General features: G+C 35.8%; 18 protein-coding genes, 1 tRNA gene and 3 pseudogenes. 18 read left to right on the top strand and 4 right to left on the bottom strand.

Annotated features, from left to right (window positions below):
* Positions 1 to 8: 8 nt before the first annotated feature.
* Together OTJ99_RS07810 and sleB are read right to left on the bottom strand one after the other, a co-directional pair.
* Entirely contained in the window at positions 9 to 230 is a 222-nt protein-coding gene (locus OTJ99_RS07810) for a hypothetical protein (protein ID WP_235374556.1), read from the bottom strand.
* A gap of 70 nt (positions 231 to 300) precedes the next feature.
* Positions 301 to 927: pseudogene (sleB, locus tag OTJ99_RS07805) on the bottom strand (spore cortex-lytic enzyme).
* A 148-nt stretch (positions 928 to 1075) separates the two neighbouring features.
* Here sleB and OTJ99_RS07800 point away from each other — a divergent pair.
* A pseudogene (locus OTJ99_RS07800) lies at positions 1076 to 2035 on the top strand (D-alanyl-D-alanine carboxypeptidase family protein).
* A gap of 10 nt (positions 2036 to 2045) precedes the next feature.
* On the top strand, positions 2046 to 2231 hold the full coding sequence (locus tag OTJ99_RS07795; RefSeq protein ID WP_235374688.1) for a hypothetical protein: 186 nt from the start codon (positions 2046 to 2048) through the stop codon (positions 2229 to 2231).
* A 20-nt stretch (positions 2232 to 2251) separates the two neighbouring features.
* On the opposite strand, the gene OTJ99_RS07790 is transcribed toward OTJ99_RS07795, so the two are convergent.
* Together OTJ99_RS07790 and OTJ99_RS13060 are read right to left on the bottom strand one after the other, a co-directional pair.
* A tRNA-Pro gene (locus OTJ99_RS07790) sits at positions 2252 to 2330 on the bottom strand.
* A 46-nt stretch (positions 2331 to 2376) separates the two neighbouring features.
* A pseudogene (locus tag OTJ99_RS13060) lies at positions 2377 to 3501 on the bottom strand (glycosyltransferase family 4 protein).
* Positions 3502 to 3579: 78 nt separating this feature from the next.
* Here OTJ99_RS13060 and OTJ99_RS07775 point away from each other — a divergent pair.
* The 16 genes from OTJ99_RS07775 to OTJ99_RS07700 all read left to right on the top strand — a co-directional run bounded on the left by OTJ99_RS07775 (position 3580) and on the right by OTJ99_RS07700 (position 21960).
* On the top strand, positions 3580 to 4515 hold the full coding sequence (locus OTJ99_RS07775) for an RluA family pseudouridine synthase (protein ID WP_045164586.1): 936 nt from the start codon (positions 3580 to 3582) through the stop codon (positions 4513 to 4515).
* Positions 4512 to 5753, top strand: a complete 1242-nt coding sequence (locus OTJ99_RS07770; RefSeq protein ID WP_045164587.1) for a CapA family protein — start codon at positions 4512 to 4514, stop codon at positions 5751 to 5753. The genes OTJ99_RS07775 and OTJ99_RS07770 overlap by 4 nt, the downstream gene beginning before the upstream one ends.
* 27 nt (positions 5754 to 5780) lie before the next feature.
* Complete coding sequence (lepA, locus tag OTJ99_RS07765) at positions 5781 to 7589, top strand: translation elongation factor 4 (RefSeq protein WP_045164588.1); 1809 nt, start codon at positions 5781 to 5783, stop codon at positions 7587 to 7589.
* Positions 7590 to 7604: 15 nt separating this feature from the next.
* Entirely contained in the window at positions 7605 to 8735 is a 1131-nt protein-coding gene (gene hemW / locus OTJ99_RS07760; RefSeq protein ID WP_045164589.1) for a radical SAM family heme chaperone HemW, read from the top strand.
* Positions 8736 to 8846: 111 nt separating this feature from the next.
* Positions 8847 to 9878: a heat-inducible transcriptional repressor HrcA gene (gene hrcA, locus OTJ99_RS07755; protein ID WP_045164590.1), complete on the top strand. Its 1032-nt coding sequence runs from the start codon at positions 8847 to 8849 to the stop codon at positions 9876 to 9878.
* A gap of 21 nt (positions 9879 to 9899) precedes the next feature.
* On the top strand, positions 9900 to 10553 hold the full coding sequence (gene grpE / locus OTJ99_RS07750; protein WP_045164591.1) for a nucleotide exchange factor GrpE: 654 nt from the start codon (positions 9900 to 9902) through the stop codon (positions 10551 to 10553).
* Between the two features lie 24 nt (positions 10554 to 10577).
* Positions 10578 to 12398 (top strand): molecular chaperone DnaK, encoded by a 1821-nt coding sequence (gene dnaK, locus OTJ99_RS07745; protein ID WP_045164592.1) that lies wholly within the window; start codon positions 10578 to 10580, stop codon positions 12396 to 12398.
* A 133-nt stretch (positions 12399 to 12531) separates the two neighbouring features.
* Complete coding sequence (dnaJ, locus tag OTJ99_RS07740) at positions 12532 to 13695, top strand: molecular chaperone DnaJ (protein WP_045164593.1); 1164 nt, start codon at positions 12532 to 12534, stop codon at positions 13693 to 13695.
* A gap of 31 nt (positions 13696 to 13726) precedes the next feature.
* Positions 13727 to 14635, top strand: a complete 909-nt coding sequence (gene prmA, locus OTJ99_RS07735) for a 50S ribosomal protein L11 methyltransferase (RefSeq protein WP_045164594.1) — start codon at positions 13727 to 13729, stop codon at positions 14633 to 14635.
* A gap of 22 nt (positions 14636 to 14657) precedes the next feature.
* Complete coding sequence (locus tag OTJ99_RS07730) at positions 14658 to 15386, top strand: RsmE family RNA methyltransferase (protein ID WP_045164595.1); 729 nt, start codon at positions 14658 to 14660, stop codon at positions 15384 to 15386.
* Positions 15387 to 15401: 15 nt separating this feature from the next.
* Positions 15402 to 16550, top strand: a complete 1149-nt coding sequence (locus tag OTJ99_RS07725; protein WP_045164596.1) for a cysteine desulfurase family protein — start codon at positions 15402 to 15404, stop codon at positions 16548 to 16550.
* A gap of 12 nt (positions 16551 to 16562) precedes the next feature.
* On the top strand, positions 16563 to 17741 hold the full coding sequence (gene thiI / locus OTJ99_RS07720) for a tRNA uracil 4-sulfurtransferase ThiI (RefSeq protein ID WP_045164597.1): 1179 nt from the start codon (positions 16563 to 16565) through the stop codon (positions 17739 to 17741).
* Positions 17734 to 18456 carry a pseudouridine synthase gene (locus OTJ99_RS07715; protein WP_083943482.1) on the top strand — a complete coding sequence of 241 codons (723 nt, stop codon included), beginning with the start codon at positions 17734 to 17736 and terminating at the stop codon, positions 18454 to 18456. The genes thiI and OTJ99_RS07715 overlap by 8 nt, the downstream gene beginning before the upstream one ends.
* A gap of 26 nt (positions 18457 to 18482) precedes the next feature.
* Positions 18483 to 19598 carry an aminopeptidase gene (locus tag OTJ99_RS07710; protein ID WP_045164599.1) on the top strand — a complete coding sequence of 372 codons (1116 nt, stop codon included), beginning with the start codon at positions 18483 to 18485 and terminating at the stop codon, positions 19596 to 19598.
* 71 nt (positions 19599 to 19669) lie between these two features.
* Positions 19670 to 19972 carry a hypothetical protein gene (locus tag OTJ99_RS07705; protein ID WP_045164600.1) on the top strand — a complete coding sequence of 101 codons (303 nt, stop codon included), beginning with the start codon at positions 19670 to 19672 and terminating at the stop codon, positions 19970 to 19972.
* A 284-nt stretch (positions 19973 to 20256) separates the two neighbouring features.
* The gene (locus OTJ99_RS07700) at positions 20257 to 21960 is read left to right on the top strand and encodes an IS1634-like element ISCsa8 family transposase (RefSeq protein ID WP_045164601.1); all 1704 of its coding nucleotides are present in this window, start codon (positions 20257 to 20259) and stop codon (positions 21958 to 21960) included.
* The last annotated feature ends 14 nt before the right edge of the window (positions 21961 to 21974 follow it).

Below are 21974 nucleotides of genomic sequence, written 5' to 3'. Positions count from 1 at the left end.
GCTAAGTATTAAAATCCATTTATCAATGTTGGAATTACCATAATATATTCTGAGTTCTTTTTGATCATCTTGCATTCATAAACTATTTCTACTAAGTCAACTTTTCCAAATCCAAACCGAAGATAAATATCTTTATTGAGACCGTCTAATAGAATACCCTTGTTATAAATTACCATTAACTTATCGCCCGAGATTGGTGCTGAGGGATAAAGCTTAAACGGAAGGCCCATTTTTGACATTTTCACCTTACTTTGTAAATACATGGTTGCATATGACAGCGACAATCGGTCTGCTCCACATTCATTTGTTTGTTGTCTTTGCTGGATTGAAAAAGTAAAGAGCTCCACCTGTTAGATCCCAGCCATTTAGAGCATCACGTGCTGCGTTTATAGCTGAGGTTGTTGGAGGTAAATTAATCTGTCCATTTGAAACAGACTCAAATGCTCCAGGCTGGTATATGACACCTGCAATGGAGTTTGGGAAACTGGGATGTCTTACTCTATTCAGTACAACAACTCCAACTGCAACCTGTCCAACATATGGCTCACCTCGCGCCTCTGCGCTGATCAAGTGTGCAAGAAGATTTAAATTAGAATTGTAAGATGAACGTGTGGTTGTTGTTACAATTCCAAGTGCTCTTAAGGTCTCACTTCCTGCAATTCCATCAACTTTTAGGCCGTTTTTGGCCTGAAAGTATCTCACAGCCATATAAGTTTTGTACCCGTATATTCCATCAATTGGTCAATCATAATATCCCCATTGTTTGAGCCTTCTTTGAATTTCTATAACCTCACTTCCAGTTGAACCGTAGTAAAATAAGACAACAGGATTTACTACATATCTGAATTTTATCTGTTCGTAGTGGGTAAGTGTATAAAGGGTAGCAACTAAAAGAACATATGCGAATAAAGCCTTTATATATTTCATTTACTTCACCTCATGTAGTTTCAAAAATTTAATAGTTTTTAAAAATAGTATGTCTCTTGATTTTTGAGAATATGCATTGTGAATAACAAACCGAGCTTGTGCAGATAATTTAATTATAAGAAAATCAAAGGAAGTGGAGTGAAAGAGCGTGAAAAGATCTTTGGCTTTATTGCTTTTGTGCATATTCTTGTTTGGACTGCCTTTTACTAAGGCCTTTTGTCAACCACAAAATGAGAGTTCAAATGCTCTTGAACTTTCAGCGAAATTTGCAATACTTGTTGACTTTGACACAGGTAGGGTACTTTTTGAGAAAAACCCACATGAAAGACTTCCCCCGGCTTCTATTACAAAGATAATGACACTGATTTTGATATGTGAAGCAATTGAAAAAGGCAGAATTAAACTTTCAGACAAGGTAGTAGCAAGCCAAAATGCTGCAAGCCTTGGTGGCTCCCAAATATACCTTAAAGAAAATGAAGAGATGACAGTGGAAGATCTATTAATAAAATCCATCGCAATTGCCTCTGCGAATGGTGCATGTGTTGCTTTAGCTGAACATATTGCAGGAAGTGTTCAAGAGTTTGTTTATATGATGAACAAAAAGGCAAAATAACTTGGAATGTTTGATACAAACTTTGTAAACCCTTATGGACTTGACGCAGAAGAACATTATACCTCTGCTTATGACGTTGCTATTATGTCAAGGGAACTTTTAAAACACCAGCTTATTAGAAAGTATCTCACAACCTGGGTTGGTACTCTAAGAGGTGGAAAGTTTGGTCTTACAAACACAAACAAGCTTGTAAAGTTTTATAGAGGCTGTACAGGTGTCAAGACAGGTTCAACTGACAAAGCAAAATTCTGTATTTCAGCATCAGCTCAGCGAAATGCACTTGAGCTTATTGCAGTGATAATGGGTGCACCAGATAGTAAGACACGTTTTAATGAATCTACAAAACTTCTTGACTGGGGATTCGCAAACTTTGCAATGTATGCCACATATTCAAAAGGTTTTGGTTTTGGCAAGATAAAAGTAAGAAACGGGCTCAAAAAAGAGGTAAATGCAGTTTTAGAAAAGGATGTAAAACTTATTGTAAAAAAAAGGTGAAGAAAATTCTATTGTTCCTAAACTTACTTTACCAAAAGAATTATCAGCACCTGTAAAACATAGACAGGCAGTAGGAAAAGTAGAATTTACAAAAGATGGTAAAACCATTGCTGTTTATAATTTAATTGCTGATCAAGAAGTTGAAAAAAAAAATATATTTGACATATTCAAAATGCTCTTAAAATTAGAGCTTTGAAAATATGCAAAATATAAAAATGGTCGGGGCGACTGGACTTGAACCAGCGAACCTCTAGCACCCCAAGCTAGCGCTCTAACCAAACTGAGCTACGCCCCGACCTTTATTATTTTCTTTGCTATAAATACATTATATTCTATCTTCTCTAAGATTTCAAGGCAAAAATTTGCTGATAGATGGCTAAAGTAGAACTTATGGTCTTCTCCCAGCTGTAGTTCTTAGCCAACTTATACCCCTTTTCAGAAAGCTCTTTTCTAAATGTCTCATTATGAAGTATAAATAAAATCTTTTCACCAATATCCTCTGCAGAATAAGGATTTACAAACACTGCTGCATCTTTTAATACCTCTGGCAAAGAAGTTGTGTTGCTGGCAATTGTAGGAACTTTGCAGGCCATTGCTTCAAGTGGTGGAAGGCCAAATCCCTCATATAGGGATGGATATACAAATAAAATGGCGCCATTGTATAAATATGGCATAAGTTCTACATCAACATATGAGATGAAATGAACACATTCACATAGGCCAAGATCAATCACCAAGTTTTTTACTTCCTCAAAACTTCTACTAAATTTCCCAGGTATAACAAGATGAATATTATCAATTTTTCGTTTTATCATGTTGTAAGCTTTAATTAGTCTTGTAAGATTTTTGCGAGGAGAGAAACCTCCTACATATAAGATGTAAGGAAAGACAATACCAAATTTTTGTTTGAGTATAGTCTCAACTTCTTGTTTGTCAAGTGGTCTATAAATATCCTCTGGTGCTAAGTGTGTTACAAATACTTTTGATGGGTTGTAGTCAAAGAATTCGCATATATCTTTTTTAGAAAATTCAGAAACGGTTATCACGCTGTCAACAATTTTTAATATTTTTGGTATTTATTCAATAAAAATCTTTAAATATCCTGGAACTACTGTTTCTGGTAGCATAAATGGGATTATATCGTGAAGGGTTATAATGTAACTGCATTTTTTAGAAAGAGGAAGACCTATACCGTTTTGAGGAACATGATAGATGTCAATGGCATTTTGAATTATTATCTCCTTTATCATTATTTCTTCCCAGAATTTATCCTGTTGTTGAGGCAGAAGATTTATGTTAATATTTTCTGCTGAGACAAACTCTATTTCAGACTTATCAGGCCATATGATAAGATATTCATTTTGTTTGTCAAGTTTTTTGATATAATTTAAAAGTTGATAAGTGTATGTTCCAATGCCAGAGCCTCTATACCATTTAGCTGCTCTACCGTCAATGCCAATTTTCATGTTTTTTTCAATTTCAATATGGTCAATTTTATTATATGATAATATTATTCAACATGTTAAAAAGCGAGGTATGGGAAGATGACAATAGAGATATCAGTAGGAAAAGACTTTGCGGGTATGAAAGTTGAAAAAGCCATAAAAAAGAAATATCCTACAATTCCAATGAGTGTCATATTTAAGCTTCTGAGAAAAGGACTCATAAAAGTTAACTTAGAGACTGCCAAAAAGGGACAGGTTCTTCAGTTTGGAGATTTAATTAGCTTTGACATAGAGGAAAAGTTTTTAGAGCAAAGGAAGGTTGAGATAACAAAAGTATATGAAGATGACAATATAATTGTCATTGACAAACCATATGGTATTCCTTCCCATCCTGATTCGAACAACGAATACTCTGTTGTGAACTGGATTAAAGACAATTATTCTGGTGATGAGTTGCCATCGCTTTGTCATAGACTTGACAGAAATACCTCGGGGCTTATGATTATTGCAAAAAATAGACAAGTTTTAAACGAGATGTTAAAATATATGAGTAGAAGGGCTATAAAAAAGAAATACTTATGCATAACAAAGAGGGCGGATTTACCAAAAAGTGGTGTGCTTGTTCACTATCTTAAAAAGGACTCAAAAAAGAGTAAGGTTTACATCTCAGATTCGCCCTCTGATGGGTATTCAGAGATTATAACCAAATACAAGATAATACGAGGCAAGGACGATTTGTTACTTGTTGATGTTGAGATAGAAACAGGGAAAACCCATCAAATCAGAGCGCAGCTTGCTCATGTCGGACTTTGTATCTTGGGTGATAACAAATACGGCAATTGGGAGCTAAATAAAAAGTACAACGCAAGTATTCAGTGTCTTTGCGCGTATTATCTTAAATTTGACATAGGCAAAAAAGGAATTTTGAGATATTTAGATGGTAAAAGGATTGTCAAGGACATTGTTGAATTTCCTATTCAAATTGAAAGCCTTAGCACAATAAGCGTTTATAAAGAAAGAGGGCTTGAGTTATGAAAAAGGTTTTGTATGTGCTGGGATCGTTCATTATAATACTTCTAATTGGAATAAATGCAATATTTTACTATGAGAATATGTATGTGAAAAACTATATCCCAGTTTCACAAGAGGTTTATAATACTCCAAAAAGTGAGGAAACGTTTGTGCCTTCGGTAAAAAAACCTGAACCAAAAAAAGAACCTTCTATTCAGCTACAAAACAAACCAAAGGAGTATAAAGCAACAATTTCGCTTGTTGGCGACGTGTTCTTCAATGGATATCTTTTAAAGTCATATTACGATAGACAAACACAGTCATATTCATTCGGGAATATTATGGAAAATGTTAAAGACATAACCTATGCAGATTTGAGTATTTTCAAGTTTGATAGCAGTTTAACAGAGAGTATGCCTGTTTCAACATATGGCAGATACAATGCGCCAAAAGAAGTTTTAAATTTGCTGAAATCTGCTGGTTTTAAGGTGGCAGTACTTTCTTCTTCGCATATTTTTGATGGTAAAAAGCAAGGCTTAGAAGATACAATCAAAAATCTGAAAGATGTAGGAATTAGTTCGGTAGGGGTAAAACTTTCTTCGGGTGAGCAAGCATCGAAGGTGTTTGATATAAACAATATTAGAATTGGTGTTGCCGCATTTACAAAAGAGCTTTCAAGAGTCTATCTTGAAGACGGTTCATCATATAAAGAGTATGTAAATGTTTTGGACAAAGACATTATTAAAAATGAGCTTGAGTACTTGAAAGGTCGAAACTGTGACATTATAATAGCATATGCAAATTGGGGATATGAAAATTCAATAAGCACAACTTCAGAGCAAAAGGAGTTTGCAAGAGAGCTCATAAAATACGGAGCTGACATTGTAATTGGAACACATACACATACAATTCAGCCCTTCGAAAAGATACAGGTTGATGATGGAACTTCTGGTAAAAGAGATGGTATAGTGTTTTATTCCTTGGGAAATTTCCTTTGTGACCAGACAGTTATTTTCCCATACAATAGGTTTGGCTTGACTGTGAGACTTGAGCTTACCAAAAGGGATGACAAACTTACAAAAAAGATTTTGGTAGAGCCTATATATATCTTCAGAAAGACAAGAACAAATGGCAATTACTATGATTTCATGCTTCTAAAAGCAAAAGATATTCTAAACAGGACTGATGTAAGACAGTCTTATATTCGATATGCAAAAAAACTATTAGAGGATGTGAAAAATCAACTTCAGAAGTTGCAATAATTTGATTTTGTAGGGGGATTACTTGAAGTGGAGAGAAGACAGGACAGAATTAGAAATTTCTGCATAATTGCTCATATTGACCATGGAAAATCAACTCTTGCTGATAGAATAATTGAGCTCACAGGAGCTTTGAGTGAACGTGAGATGCAAGACCAGGTACTTGACACAATGGAGATAGAAAGAGAAAGGGGTATTACAATAAAAGCACAGGCAGTGAGGTTAAATTATAAGGCAAAAGATGGCAAAGAATATATATTTCACCTAATTGATACACCGGGGCATGTAGACTTTACCTATGAGGTTTCAAGGAGCCTTGCTGCTTGCGAAGGCGCAATCTTGGTTGTGGATGCAACTCAAGGTATTGAAGCTCAAACACTTGCAAATGTTTATCTTGCGCTTGAACATAACTTGGAAATAATACCAGTTATAAATAAAATCGACCTTCCAAGTGCAAGACCTGAAGAAGTCAAAAAGGAGATAGAGGATGTCATTGGGCTTGATGCATCCGATGCACCTTTGATTTCTGCAAAGCAGGGAATTAATATTGAAGAGGTTCTGGAAAGAATTGTAAGAGACATTCCACCTCCAAAAGGTGACGAGACAAAACCGCTCAAAGCCTTAATATTTGACTCGCTTTATGACAACTACAAAGGTGTTTTGGCATATGTCAGAGTGTTTGATGGGGTAGTAAAGCCTAACATGACAATAAAGATGATGTCAACAGGTGCTCAGTTTACAGTTACAGAAGTTGGATATTTCAAGCCTGGGATGTTAATTCCTTGTGAAGAGCTAAGGGCAGGTGATGTTGGATACATTGCAGCATCAATCAAAACAGTGAGAGACACAAGAGTTGGTGATACTATCACTGATGCAAATAATCCCGCTGATGAACCACTGCCTGGTTTTAGAAAGCTAAACCCGATGGTGTTCTGTGGAATCTACCCAACTGGTGATACAAAATATGAGGAACTCAAAGAGGCACTTGAAAAGCTTCAGCTAAATGACGCAGCGCTCTTTTTTGAGCCAGAGAGCTCTGCGGCACTTGGTTTTGGTTTTAGGTGTGGATTTTTAGGCCTTTTGCACATGGAAATTGTTCAGGAAAGGCTTGAAAGGGAGTATGATTTGAATATCATCACAACAGCACCATCTGTTGTTTATAGAGTGACAAAAACAAATGGAGAGGTTTTGTATATAGACAATCCTACAAAACTTCCGCCACCAAATGAGATAGACAAGATAGAAGAACCAATGGTAAAGGCAACCATCATGGTGCCAAACGAGTATGTTGGAGCAATAATGGAACTTTGTCAGGAAAGAAGAGGAATATTTAAAGATATGTCCTATATAGAAACAACCCGTGTTATACTCACCTACGAAATGCCGCTTATGGAGATTGTCTATGACTTTTTTGATGCGCTAAAATCACGCTCAAAAGGTTATGCGTCATTTGACTATGAGTTCATAGGATATGCAGAGTCCAATTTAGTAAAGCTTGATATAATGATTAAAGGTGAGGTAGTGGACGCACTTTCGTTCATTGTGCACAGGGACAAGGCTTATCAGAAAGCAAGAAAGATTGTTGAAAAGCTCAAAGAAGAGATTCCAAGGCACCTATTTGAAATACCTATTCAGGCATGTATTGGTAGCAAAGTAATTGCAAGAGAAACTGTCAAAGCGCTGAGAAAAGATGTGCTTGCTAAATGCTATGGTGGTGATGTGACAAGGAAAAAGAAACTTTTAGAAAAGCAGAAAGAGGGTAAAAAGAGGTTGAAACAGATTGGAGAGGTTGAGATTCCACAAGAGGCATTTATGGCAGTTTTGAAGTTAGAAGAATAAAGGGAAGTGCAGAAATTGGGCAAAAAAATAGGGCTTTATATTCACGTTCCTTTTTGCAAGAAAAAATGTTTGTATTGTGATTTTGTGTCTTTTGATAATATTGAAGAAAGTGTTGTTGCTGAATATTTTAGTTCTCTTAAAAGAGAACTTAATTTTTATAAAGAAAACTATGATATTGAAATAGAGACAATTTACATTGGGGGTGGTACTCCGTCTGCAGTAAATCCTGCACATATAGGAAGTTTACTTGAATTTGTATATTCTAATTTTGAGGTTGAAAGCAGTTGCGAAACGACAATTGAAGCAAATCCAGAGAGTTTGGATGAAGAAAAGGTCAAAATTTATAGGTTCTCAAATATAAATAGACTGAGTATTGGCGTTCAGTCTTTAAATGACATTGAGTTAAAAGCGCTTGGAAGAATTCACACATCAAGACGAGTGCTGGAAATATTAGAGCTTATAGTAAGATACTTTGAAAACTTCAATGTTGATTTAATGATTGGACTTCCACACCAGAATATGGAGAGTTTTTCAAAGACTTTGGAAGCAGTAATTAGTTTCGACCCTCCTCATGTCTCTGTATATTCTTTGAAAATTGAAGAAGGCACATATTTTTATAATGAATATGAATCTTTAAAGAATTGTTTGCCTTCTGAGGAAGAAGAACGAAGTATGTACTGGCTTGCAGTCCAAAAGCTTAACGATGTTGGTATATATCACTATGAGATATCAAACTTTGCTAAAAAAAACTTTAAATGCAAGCATAATCTTAAATACTGGAACCACGAAGAGTATATTGGTATTGGTTGTGCTGCTCATTCTTTTTTTGAAGGATATAGATATTTCAACGTTAGTAATCTTGAAAAGTACATTAGCAGGATAAAGAGCGGAAGTTTTGCATGGGAGAAGAAACAATTTATAGATGACCAAGAGAAAGAAAAAGAATATATCATTTTGGGCCTCAGAAAAATTGAAGGCTTTGACCTTTTAGAGTTTGAAAGAAGATTTAATGTGGCTTTTACTGGGAAATATAGTGCTCAGATAGAAAAGCTAAAAAGGTATGGGCTTGTAGAGGTAAACTCGCATTTTAGACTTACAAAAAGAGGAATTGATCTTGCAAATATAGTGTGGCAAGAGTTTATCTAAAAAGGTCAAAGAAAGTCAAAAAATCTACTTGACAATTTTCTACTTAAGTGATATCTTATATCTTAGAATTAGCACTCATCAAATGAGAGTGCTAACAGTAAGGTGAGGAAAATGTTGGATGAAAGAAAGAAAAGAATACTTCAGGCGGTTATAGATGATTATATAAATACAGGTGAGCCAGTGGGCTCACGCACAATTGCAAAAAAGTATATTGTTGGTATTTCTTCTGCAACAATTAGAAATGAGATGTCTGACTTAGAAGAAATGGGATATTTAGAGCAACCACATACTTCAGCTGGAAGAATTCCATCTGATAAAGGTTATAGATATTATGTTGATGAGCTTATGAAGGTCACAAGACCTTCACCGCAAGAAACTGCATTTATAAGGTCTCAGCTGGATGTAAAGTTTAATGAGATAAACGAGTACATGGAGAACATAGCGAGAATTATTTCAAATCTTACAAACTACACAGCTGTGCTCTCAACCCCAAATGTGAAGAAAAGCTACATTAAGCATCTACAACTTTTGCCAGTTGACAGCAAAAAATATATATTGATTTTAGTCACAAATACTGGGCTTGTAAAGGACATACTTTTGGACAAACCTGAGAATATTGAAAACAAAGAATTTGTGTATATCTCTAACATTCTCAACGAAAAGCTAAGTGGGCTTAGACTTGAAGACATTGATGAAAACACCGTTTTAGATATTGAAAATAGTTTGGGCAAGAACAAGACAATCCTCTCACCAATCATTGATAGTGTTCTTAGAACAATTAGTGCAGCAGACAGTACAGAGGTTGTTCTAAGCGGTATTAAAAACATGTTTGATTTTCCGGAATTTAACGATGTTTTAAAAGCTAAGATATTCTTGCATATATTTGAGCAAAAGGACATGCTGCGAAAGATTATAAACTCTTCAATGCACGACCATATAACCATACGCATAGGTACAGAAAACCCAATTGAAGATTTAAAGGAATGCAGCATTATTCTTTCCACTTACCGAATAGGAGACAGTATTGCAGGTTCAATTGGTATAATCGGACCAAAGAGGCTCAAGTATTCGCAAACAGTTTCTTTGATTGATTATATCTGCGATGAGCTATCTGATATTTTGACAAGACTTTTCACAGAATAAATAAAGAGGTGATTTTTTAAGATGTGTGAGATGGAAAACAAAGAGTTAAAAAGTGAAGAGACAAATATTTCTGAAAGTCCTCCAGCTACTGAAGAGGCAGTAGAGAAAGAGGTTTCTCAGGAGCAGGATGTCGAGCCACAAAGTGAAAATAATCAAACTGAAAATGTTCAGCAAGATACCCAGAGTCAAGAGCAAGAAGACCCAATTGAAGTGTTAAAGAAGCAGCTTGAAGAGAAGGAAAAGGAAGTTGAAGAATACAAAAGCTTATGTCAGCGAATTGCTGCTGACTTTGACAACTACAAAAAGCGAATTGCAAAGGACAAGGAAAATATGTACTATGAAGTTGTTGCTGATGTTGTAGGAAAACTCCTTCCTATTGTCGACAACTTTGAAAGAGCAATCAGCTCTGCTAAAGAATCAGAAAATACAAATGAAGAGTTTTTAAGAGGACTTGAGATGATAAAAAAGCAAATTGATGATATCTTCTCAAAACTTGGAGTGGAGCCTATTGAAGCTTTAAATAAAGAGTTTGACCCATACCTCCACAATGCTATTATGCATGTGGTGGATGAAAGGTATGGTAAGAACATTGTGATTGAAGAATTCCAAAAAGGTTATAAGATAAAAGACAGGGTTATAAGATACAGCCTTGTTAAGGTTGCTAATGCAAATTAAAAATTAAAAAGGAGGTTGATAACAATGGCTCATATTTTAGGTATAGACTTAGGTACAACAAACTCTTGTATGGCGGTAATTGAAGGCGGTCAGCCTGTTGTTATTCCAAATGCGGAAGGTTTTAGGACTACACCATCTGTTGTTGCTTTTACAAAAACTGGTGAAAGACTTGTCGGTCATGCAGCAAAAAGACAGGCAATAACAAACCCAGAGAGAACAATTATTTCAATCAAAAGAGATATGGGTACAAATAGGAGAATCAAGATAGACGACAAAGAATATTCTCCCGAAGAGATCTCTGCAATGATTCTGATGAAACTGAAAGCTGATGCTGAGGCATACCTTGGTGAAAAGATTACACAAGCTGTTATCACTGTTCCTGCATACTTTACAGACTCACAAAGACAAGCGACAAAAAACGCAGGTAGAATTGCGGGACTTGAGGTTTTGAGAATTATCAACGAGCCAACTGCTGCAGCTTTGGCTTATGGCCTTGACAAAGAAGGGCACCAGAAGATAATGGTATATGACCTTGGCGGCGGAACGTTCGACGTTTCAATCTTGGAGATTGGCGATGGTGTTATTGAGGTTTTGGCAACATCTGGTAATAACAGACTTGGTGGCGATGACTTTGACCAGAGGATTATCGACTATATAGCAGACGAGTTTATGAAAGAACATGGAATTGACCTGCGAAAGGACAAGGTTGCACTCCAGAGATTAAAAGATGCAGCAGAAAGAGCAAAGATTGAACTTTCATCTGCACTTCAGACAACAATCAACTTGCCATTTATAACAGCAGATGCGAACGGTCCAAAGCACATTGACATGGTATTGACAAGAGCTAAATTCGAGGAGCTTATAAAAGACCTTGTAGAAAAGACAAGAGAGCCTGTTGAGACAGCACTTGCTGATGCAAAGCTTACTCCAGAGCAGATTGACAAGGTCATTTTGGTTGGCGGTTCAACAAGAATACCTTATGTTCAGGAGTTTGTAAAGAAACTCACAGGGAAAGAACCATTTAAAGGTATAAATCCTGATGAGTGTGTTGCGATTGGTGCAGCAATCCAAGCAGGTGTATTGGCAGGGCAGGTAAAAGACATCTTGCTGTTGGACGTAACACCACTTTCCCTTGGTATCGAGACCTTAGGTGGTGTATTCACCAAGATAATTGAGAGAAATACAACAATTCCAACAAGAAAGAGCCAGATATTTACAACTGCAGCAGATAACCAGACTCAGGTAGAAATCCACGTTTTACAAGGTGAAAGACCACTTGCAAAGGATAACAAGACACTTGGTAGATTCATCTTAGACGGAATTCCGCCTGCTCCACGTGGTGTTCCACAGATTGAGGTTACATTTGACATAGACGCAAACGGAATAGTACACGTTTCTGCAAAAGACCTTGGCACAGGTAGAGAACAGAAGATAACAATAACCTCCCAGACACACCTTAGTGAAGAAGAGATTCAAAGAGCAATAAAAGAGGCAGAGATGTATGCAGAGCAGGACAGAAAAAGGAAAGAGCTCATTGAGACAAGAAACAAAGCAGACTCTATCATCTACCAGACAGAAAAGCTCTTGCGTGACCTTGGTGACAAGATGACAGCAACTGAAAAAGAACAAATCGAAGCAAAACTCAAAGCTCTCAAAGATGTTATGAATGGTGAGGATAAAGAGAGAATTGAAAGAGCAATTGATGAGCTGACAAAATCATTCTACGATGTTTCAACAAGGTTGTATCAGCAAGGTTATACTCAAGCTGGGCCTCAGGGTGGTACAAACCCTGGTGGTCAGAGCGGAACTGATGGTAATGTTAATACAGATTATAAGGTATATTAACAAATTTAGATTTTTTAGAGAAAAGGACCAAAGTCATAACACTTTAAAAATGGCTTTGGTCCTTTTTAATGATTTGTTAAAAGTTTTGTATTGGTATATAATAATATTCAGTAAGTTAAGTGGGTGATAGAAAATGGCACAGAAAAAAGATTACTATGAAATATTAGGTGTTCCACGAAACGCAACACAAGAAGAGATAAAAAGAGCATATAGAAGACTTGCAAAGCAATATCACCCTGATGCCAACCCAGGAAACAAAGAAGCAGAAGAAAAATTTAAAGAGATAAATGAAGCATATGAAGTGTTGAGTGACCCTGAAAAGAGAAGGAAGTACGACCAGTTTGGCCATGCTGCATTTGACCCAACATATGGTGCTCAGAGCGGAGGATTTTCTGGTGGCTTTACAGGCGGTTTCGCAGACTTTGACTTTGGAAGTTTTGGAGATATATTTGAAGACCTGTTTGAAGGGTTTGATATCTTTGGGTCATCAAGAAAAAGAAAAGAAGCACCCAGAAAAGGTGCTGATATACACGTTGATTTAGAACTGACTTTAAAAGAATCGGTCTTTGGCTGTGAAAAAGAGATTCCTATTTACAGGACAGAGAAATGTTCTGTCTGTGGTGGAAGTGGTATAAGACCAGGTTCGACACCTGTCAGATGTCAAAAATGTGGTGGTACAGGGCAGATTAGGTCAAGACAGGCAACATTCTTTGGTGAGTTTACTACAATAAAAACATGCGATGCTTGTGGTGGTGTTGGAACTATCGTCACAGATCCATGCAGAGAATGTGGTGGTACTGGAACTGTGAGACGCCAGAGGAGGGTGAAGATAAACATTCCAGCTGGAATTGACGATGGCCAGGTAATAACTTTAAGAGGCGAAGGAGAAAGTGGCATAAAAGGTGGACCAAATGGTGATTTGCACATTAGGATCAAAATAGCACCACATCCTGTTTTTAAACGAGTGGGGCAAGACCTTTATGTTGAGGTACCAATTACATTTGTCAATGCAGCACTTGGTGGTGAGATAGAAATACCTACCTTAGATGGCAGAACAAGGGTAAAAATAGAACCAGGTACACAAAGTGGTGATGAGGTGAGGATTAAAGGTAAAGGTGTGCCATATTTGAGAGGTAGGGGCAGAGGCGATTTGGTTGTGAAATTTATTGTTGAGGTACCAAAGAAGCTTTCTGAAAGGCAAAAAGAGCTTTTGAGAAAATTTGAAGAGCTTTCGTCTGAAGAAGGGTACGAAAAGAAAAAACATTTTTGGGATAGGATAAGAGAAGCTTTTTCGTAAACCTATGTAAAAAAAGGAGAAATGCTGAAATATGAAGTGGTTTGAGGTCTCAATTAAAACTTTGCAAGAGGCTGAGGATGCTATTTCGAATATCTTGTATGATCTTGGAGCAAACGGTGTTGTAATAGAGGATGATGAAATTTTAAAATATCCAAATTCGTGGGACTATATAGATGAAAATCAATTTCCTAAACGAAATTTTGCAATCGTTCGTGCGTATTTTCCTGAAAGTGTGAATATCTCAGAACTTATTTTCAACATTGAAGAGAGGTTAAAAGATGCTTCACAGTACCTCAATATTGGCGAGGGCAAGATTGATATTTCTGAGGTTGATGAAAAAGACTGGGCAGAAGAGTGGAAGAAGTATTATAAGCCTGTTGAAATAGGGAATATTGTCATTGTACCATCGTGGGAAAGCTACCAAAATACCAGTGGCAAGACGATTGTAAAGCTTGACCCTGGTATGGCATTTGGTACAGGTACACATGAGTCAACAATGCTTTGCTTAGAGGCAATTCAAAGATATATAAAGCCAGGGTTTGATGTAATTGATATTGGTACAGGCTCAGGGATTTTAGCGATTTCAGCAAAAAAGCTTGGAGCCAATAGAGTTTTAGCAGTTGATATAGATGATGTTGCTGTAAAGGTTGCAAAAGAAAATGCTGCTTTGAACAACATTGAAATTGAAATTAGGCAAAATGACTTAGTTTTTGGAATTGAAGAGAGGTTTGACATAGCAATTGCAAATATTATAGCTGATATAATAATAAAATTGGCAAATGATATTAAAAACGTTCTCAAAGAAGATGGGCTTTTTATCTCATCTGGAATTATTGAGGATAGACTTGATGATGTATTAAAAAGCTTTAGAGGGAATTCTTTGGAAGTAGTTGAAATCAAAAAACTTAACAGCTGGTGTTTGGTAGTAGCGAAAAAGTAAAAGTAGTATAGGGTGATAGACATTGCCTATTTTTTTTATTGAGAGCAAAGACATTGTCAATGACATTGCATATATAACAGACAAAGAAGATATAAACCACATAGTAAAAGTTTTGCGCAAAAAAGAAGGTGCTTCTGTAGAACTTTGTGATGGCATATATGATTACAAAGCTAAGATTTTGGAAATTTCAAAGGATAAAATAAAAGTAGCAATAGAAGAAAAGGTTCTCAACCAACGGGAGCCACAAAAAGATGTTTTTTTATTTCAGTGTATTATAAAAAATCAGAAGATGGATATTATAATTCAGAAAGCAACTGAGCTTGGCGTAAAAGTTTTAATTCCTGTTATTTCAAAAAGAGTTGTCATTGATATCAGCGAGAAGGAAGAAAAAAAGATAGAACGTTGGCAGAAAATTGCTAAAGAGGCACAAAAGCAGTGCTTAAGACCATATCCGCCACTGATTCAAAAACCTATTGAAATTGGTAGAGTCAAAGACTTTTTAGATGAGCTTGATCTTCTTATAATTCCATATGAGAAGAAAAATGAAGAAGTTTACTTGGATATTAATCCTAACACAAACAGAGTAGGTATATTGATTGGACCAGAGGGTGGTTTTGAAGAAGAGGAAATAAAGATTTTTAAAGACTTGCAAAAAGTCAGAATAGTCTCACTTGGAAAACGTATTCTAAGAAGTGAAACTGCAACTATTTCAGCAATTTCTATTGTCATGCATCTTCTTGGTGAGATGTGAAAGGAAGGGTAGAAGATGGTTGTATATTTTGACAATGCAGCAACAACACGCCCGTTTGATGAGGTTATAGAAGGGTTGAAAGATTTTTTGGCCCAAAATTATGGTAACCCATCGTCCTTGCATAGGCTTGGAGTCAGCGCTGAAAAGGTGTTAAAAGAGGCAAGATGGAAAATAGCTCAAAAGATAAATGTAAATCCTGAAGAAATATACTTTACATCTGGGGGTACAGAGGCAAACAATTTAGCACTAATTGGAATTGCCTTTGCTAATCACAAAAGAGGAAATAAAATAATCTCAAGCCCTGTTGAGCACCCATCAGTGTTAAGTACACTTGAGCACCTGAAAAGGTGTGGATTTGAAGTGCGCTTTTTAAAGGTTGATCAAAACGGAAATATTGACTTTGAAGAGCTTGAAAATGAAGTGGACGATAAGACAATTTTAGTGAGCGTCATGCTTGTAAACAACGAAACAGGGCATATTTTTGATGTAAAAAAGATAGCTGAAGTGGCAAAGAAGAAAAATCCAAATGTGATTGTCCACACAGATGCAGTTCAGGCGTTTATGAAGGAAAAGACCAATGCCAAAGATCTAAACGTTGATTTGATGTCAATAAGTGGGCATAAGATTCATGCATTAAAAGGGATTGGAGCCCTGTATATCAAAAAGGGAATCAACATCCAACCAATAATTTTTGGTGGAGAGCAGCAAAATGAAGTAAGACCTGGGACAGAGAATATGCCAGGTATTTTTTCGATTTATAAGGCAATTGAGGTGTATGAAAGGCTGCAAAATGAGCAGCCAAATAAGCTAAGAATGATAAAACAAAGATTTATTGAGGGGCTAAGAAATTTTGATGATGTTGTGATAAATTCACCACTTGACAATACATCTGACGCAATTTTAAATGTGTCATTTTTAGGGATTAAATCCGAGGTTCTGCTTCATACTCTTGAAAGCTATAATGTATTCGCATCGTCTGGTTCTGCTTGTTCATCAAGGGGCAGAACATATAACAAGGTTCTTTATAGCATGGGAAAATCAATGGAAATTGCACAAAGTAATATACGTTTTAGTTTTTCTTATTTGAATAACCTTGAAGAAGTTGATTACACACTTGAAGTATTGGAAAAATTGCTCAAGTTTTTGCAGAAAATAAAAAGGTAAAGGATGAATGGAATGAAGGCTATTTTAATAAGGTATGGTGAACTTGCCTTAAAAGGATTAAATCGTCCTTTGTTTGAAGACATGCTTGTGAGGAACATAAAAAGAAAACTCAAGAATCTTGAGAATATCTCAATTACGAAAGAACAAGGTAGAATATTTATTGAAAACCTCTCTGAAAATGATTTTTATTTTGCAATTGAAAGGCTGAGGAAGGTCTATGGTCTTGTTGGTTTTACTATCTGCGAAGTTGCAGAAAAACAAGTAGAGGCTATCAAATCTGCAGCTTTAAACGTTGCTCTTAATGAGATTCAAAAAGGCAAAAAAACTTTCAAAGTTGAGACAAAGAGGGCTGATAAGACATTTGAATTAAGGTCGCCAGAGCTTTCAAGACTTATTGGCGCACATATTCTTAAAAATCTTGCTGACAAATATGGTCTTAAGGTTGATGTACACAATCCTGATTTTGAGGTAAATATTGAGATAAGGGACAAGGCATATGTGTATTCATCAGAAGAAAAAGGTATTGGTGGTATGCCACTGGGCACAGGGGGCAAGGCACACCTTTTACTCTCTGGCGGGATAGACAGCCCCGTTGCAGGGTTCATGATAGCAAAAAGAGGTGTTGAAATAGAAGCGGTCCATTTTTACAGCTTTCCATATACTGGTGAGAAAGCAAAAGAAAAGGTCATTGACCTTTGCAGGGTTTTAGCTCAGTTTACAGATAGACTAAAACTTTACATTGTACCTTTTACTGAAATTCAGACTACTATCTATGAAAAGTGCAATGAGAGGTATCTTACAATTATTATGAGAAGGTTTATGATGAAGATTGCAGAAAGGATTGCTAAAGAAAACGGCGGTTTAGCACTTGTTACTGGTGAGAGTATTGGGCAGGTTGCAAGCCAAACAATGGAAAGTATCATTTGTACAAACGCTGCTGTATCAATGCCAGTTCTAAGACCTCTTATTGGCATGGACAAAGAAGAGATAATAAGAATTGCAAAGAACATTGGCACATATGACATTTCAATCTTGCCATATGAGGATTGCTGTACGGTATTTGTTCCAAAACATCCAAAGACCAAGCCAAAACTTGAAGAAGTTATTAAAGAAGAGGAAAAATTAGATGTATCATCATTGATAGAGAATGCCATTTCGAATACTGAATGGATGGTGATAGAAGATAGGTGATTTGGTTCGCCTTCAAAAATTTATGGCTGACTGTGGTGTTGCATCACGCAGAAAGTGCGAAGAGATTATTCTCCAAGGAAGAGTAAAGGTAAATGGCAGAACCATTACAGAGCTTGGCTTTAAAGTTGACCCTCAAAAGGATGAAGTCTTGGTTGATGGCAAAAAACTTGTACCAGTCCAAAAGAAGGTTTATATAATGCTCAACAAGCCATTTGGTGTGATATCTTCTGCAAAGGATGAGAAAGGTAGAAAAACTGTTGTAGACCTTGTAAAAGACAAAGTGGATGTTAGAGTTTTTCCTGTAGGAAGACTTGACTTTGACACAACAGGGCTTATACTTCTTACAAATGATGGAGAGTTTGCATATAAAGTTACACACCCCAAGCATGATATTGAAAAGACGTATATTGCACTCATTGAAGGTGTGCCAACAAAAGAAGAGATTGAGCAGTTTGAAAAAGGCCTTTTAATTGATGGAAGACTGACTTCACCAGCCAAGTTTAAAGTTTTAAAGGTTTTTAAAGGAAGGTCTCTTGTTGAGATAAAAATACACGAAGGAAGGAACAGGCAAGTAAGAAAAATGTGCGATGCAATTGGTCACAGGGTGTTAAAACTAAAGAGAGTTGCAATAGGCAAGCTAAAACTTGGCAAGCTAAAAGAAGGTGAGTTTGTTTTTTTAGATGAGAATATGGTGAACAAGGTGTTTGAAAAATAAGAATTTTTAGAAAGGAGACGGTGACATTGGTAGATGAAAGAGTAAAAATACTTGCTAAAAATCTTATAGAATACTCTGTTGAACTAAAGAGTGGTGAAAAGATTCTGATAGAACTGATTGGTGAGGAAATTGATTTGACAAAGGAGCTTATAAGGCTTTCATATCAAAAAGGCGCAATGCCGTTTTTATGGATTAAGAATCAGAGCCTATTGAGAGAACTTCTTTTAAATGCCACTGAAGATCAAATAAAAATAATCGCTGAAAATGAAAAGCAGCTCATGGAAAATATGGATGCGTATATTGGTATCAGGTCAAGTCAAAATCCATTTGAGCTAAGCGATGTGCCAGATGATAAGATGGCGCTGTATCAGAAAATCTGGTTTCGCAAAGTACACGGTGAGGTAAGAGTGCCAAAGACAAAATGGTGTATTTTAAGATACCCCAATTACTCAATGGCTCAGCAAGCAAGGATGAGCAAAGAGGCATTTGAAGATTTTTATTTCAATGTTTGCAACCTTGACTACAGAAAGATGTCAAAGGCGATGGACAAGCTGGTTGAACTTATGGAAAAAACAGATGAAGTGAGAATAGTAGGTGAAGGTACAGACCTCACATTTTCAATAAAGGGTATGAAAGCTGTAAAATGTGATGGACATATGAATATACCTGATGGTGAAGTATACACTGCACCTGTTAAAGACTCTGTCAATGGGTATATAACCTATAACACCCCTTCAAACTATGCAGGTTTTAAGTTTGAAAATATTAGGTTTGAATTTAAAGATGGAAAAATTGTAAAAGCTACTGCAAACAACACAGAAAAGCTAAATAAGATTTTGGACACAGACGAGGGTGCAAGGTATATAGGTGAATTTTCAATTGGACTAAATCCATACATTACAAAGCCTATGGAAGACACCCTATTTGATGAGAAGATAGTCGGAAGCATACACTTTACACCGGGCAGTGCTTATGAGGATGCTGACAATGGCAACAGATCAGCTGTGCACTGGGATATAGTGTTGATTCAGACCCCTGAGTATGGCGGCGGAGAAATTTACTTTGATGGAAAACTTATTAGAAAAGATGGAAGGTTTGTCATACCTGAGCTTGAAGATTTAAATCCAGAAAATCTTAAATAATTTTTTTCACAAACTAAAGTTTTCGTGAATAACATAAAAGTAGACATAAAATTTTGTAGGGTGAGAATACTTTGGACAGTTATTTTTCAGCTCAGGAGCTTGGTACATTTGCAGGAATTACAGTTGCTACAAATGTTATTGTTCAGTTTACAAAAGGTATATTCAAAAAACGGTGCAAAGATTATGTAATTAGAATCTATACCTTTTTTGTTGCATTCGTTCTATCCTTTGTTTTTATTCCACACCAAAACACATTGAAAGACATTACACTACTGATGATAAATTCTATACTAATCTGCATGGCATCATTTGGGAATTATGAGATGATAAAGGACACATATAGAAAAAGGTCTACAGACGAAAAACAAACCTAAATTATTTTAGGGGGGATGTTTTTTTGACATCCCCCTTTTTATATTCCCTTCCTTCCATCCTACTTCATTGAATTTCCTTTATTTTTCTTGACTTTGTCAGTTAGGAGGAGTTTTTGAGCTAACAAAAAATAACAAAGTCTTAATTTATGCGGGTTTTGAGAATAGAAAAATAAAAAATTTTAAAAATTGTAGTGGCAAATTATAGTCTGAAATATGCTATAAATACTTGACATTTTGAATATTTTGTGGTACAATTACTCAAAATACCTTTGAGGAGTTACCATATGTTTGTCAAAATAACTAATGCTGGCGGTTACCAGTATGTTAGATTAGTCGAAAACTATCGTGAAAATGGCAAGGTAAAACAAAGAGTGTTATTTAATTTTGGTAGACTTGATCTTCTCAAAAGTGATCCTGCTTTTAAAAACATTGTAAGAAAACTATCCGACATTGTTGAAAAAACAACTACTGGAAATACAAAAGCTGTTACTATTGAATCTGAAGAGGATGTATCGGATGCAGTTATAAAAAATTGGGGATACATTGTATTCAGAAAGTTATGGGAAGAACTTGAAATAGATAAGTTTTTAAAAGAGAGAGCAACAAAAGGGAGAAAGATAAAATTTGATGTAGACAAAGTAAGTTTTTTAATGACCATACAGAGATTGATAGAACCTATGAGCAAACTAAGAACTTATCATCAGAGAAATAAATATTTTGGATTTGAAGAGGATATAGATTTAAATCAGTTGTACAGGTGTTTAGATTTTCTTGACAGTATAAAAGAAGATTTAGAGACGTATCTGTATCAGAAAAATAGGGATTTATTTAAGATGGTAGTTGATGTAGTTTTTTATGACGTGACGACAATATACTTTGAGAGTTGTAGAGCCGATGAACTTAAAAATTTTGGTTTTAGCAAAGACAACAAGATAAATGAAGTACAGGTTGTGTTAGGGCTTTTGGTAGACAAAGAAGGCAGGCCGATAGGTTATGAACTTTTTCCTGGCAATACAATAGATAGCAAAACAATGGTAAAGATACTGAGGAAACTGAAAGAAAAATTTAGTATAGATAAGATAGTGATAGTAGCAGACAAAGGGCTCAACAGCAGATTAAATTTAAAGATGATAAAAGAAGCGGGATACGATTATATAGTAGCAAGCAGATTAAAGAATGCAAGTAAAGAAATTTTAGATGAAGTATTTAAGCAAGAAGGATATAAAAGGCTTGATGGAAAAAGTTGTTTGAATGCTGAAGAAATTTATGGAGATGAATTCAAATATAAGGTATTGGAAAGAACAAATGTTATCAAGGATGAAGAGTGTAAAGAGTTTAAAATAGAAGAGAGACTGATAATAACCTATTCAAGCAAGAGAGCTAAGAAAGACAAAGAAGACAGAGAGAGATTGGTATCAAAAGCCAAAGAGCTTTTAGAGAACAAAGGAAGTATAACAGCCTCAGAGAAAAAAGGTGCGAGGAAATATTTGAAGAAGAAATCAAAGTCAGAAGAATATGTATTGGATGAGGAAGCGATAAAACGAGATGAGAAGTTTGACGGTTACTATGCAATACAAACGAGCAAAAAGGATATGGATGTAGAAGAAGTTTTAGGAGCATATCACGATTTATGGAAGATAGAACAGTCTTTCAGAGTAATGAAAAGCTGTTTAGAAGTACGACCGATATATCACTTTACAGAAAGCAGAATAAAAGGACATTTTGTGATATGTTTTTTGGCATTTTTATTACAGAGGACATTGGAATATATTTTGAGGAAAAAAGGTAAAGGAATAAGTAGTGAAGGGATAATGAAAGCAATAGATTCAATGAATTTTATTGAAATAGAGATAAAAGGGAAGAGATATTTGATAAAGCAAAGGACAGAAGGAGGAGCTGGAGATATACTGAATGTGATGAAGATAAAGGGGCCAAAAAATTTCATTACATATGAGGAAGGCTTAGAATTTATTGGTATAAGGAAATGATGTAGTGACAAAAT

Origin of the sequence: Caldicellulosiruptor naganoensis, from assembly GCF_026914285.1 — a bacterium.
Taxonomy (GTDB): domain Bacteria; phylum Bacillota; class Thermoanaerobacteria; order Caldicellulosiruptorales; family Caldicellulosiruptoraceae; genus Caldicellulosiruptor; species Caldicellulosiruptor naganoensis.
This window is presented reverse-complemented; position numbering and strand designations above follow the sequence as displayed.

Excerpts from the sequence above, each read along its gene's own strand:
- OTJ99_RS07775 (WP_045164586.1), top strand. The coding sequence starts at position 3,580 with ATGACAATAGAGATATCAGTAGGAAAAGACTTTGCGGGTATGAAAGTT.
- OTJ99_RS07770 (WP_045164587.1), top strand. The coding sequence starts at position 4,512 with ATGAAAAAGGTTTTGTATGTGCTGGGATCGTTCATTATAATACTTCTA.
- OTJ99_RS07725 (WP_045164596.1), top strand. The coding sequence starts at position 15,402 with ATGGTTGTATATTTTGACAATGCAGCAACAACACGCCCGTTTGATGAG.
- dnaJ (WP_045164593.1), top strand. The coding sequence starts at position 12,532 with ATGGCACAGAAAAAAGATTACTATGAAATATTAGGTGTTCCACGAAAC.
- grpE (WP_045164591.1), top strand. The coding sequence starts at position 9,900 with ATGTGTGAGATGGAAAACAAAGAGTTAAAAAGTGAAGAGACAAATATT.
- thiI (WP_045164597.1), top strand. The coding sequence starts at position 16,563 with ATGAAGGCTATTTTAATAAGGTATGGTGAACTTGCCTTAAAAGGATTA.
- OTJ99_RS07810 (WP_235374556.1), bottom strand. The coding sequence starts at position 230 with ATGGGCCTTCCGTTTAAGCTTTATCCCTCAGCACCAATCTCGGGCGAT.
- OTJ99_RS07700 (WP_045164601.1), top strand. The coding sequence starts at position 20,257 with ATGTTTGTCAAAATAACTAATGCTGGCGGTTACCAGTATGTTAGATTA.
- dnaK (WP_045164592.1), top strand. The coding sequence starts at position 10,578 with ATGGCTCATATTTTAGGTATAGACTTAGGTACAACAAACTCTTGTATG.
- hrcA (WP_045164590.1), top strand. The coding sequence starts at position 8,847 with ATGTTGGATGAAAGAAAGAAAAGAATACTTCAGGCGGTTATAGATGAT.
- prmA (WP_045164594.1), top strand. The coding sequence starts at position 13,727 with ATGAAGTGGTTTGAGGTCTCAATTAAAACTTTGCAAGAGGCTGAGGAT.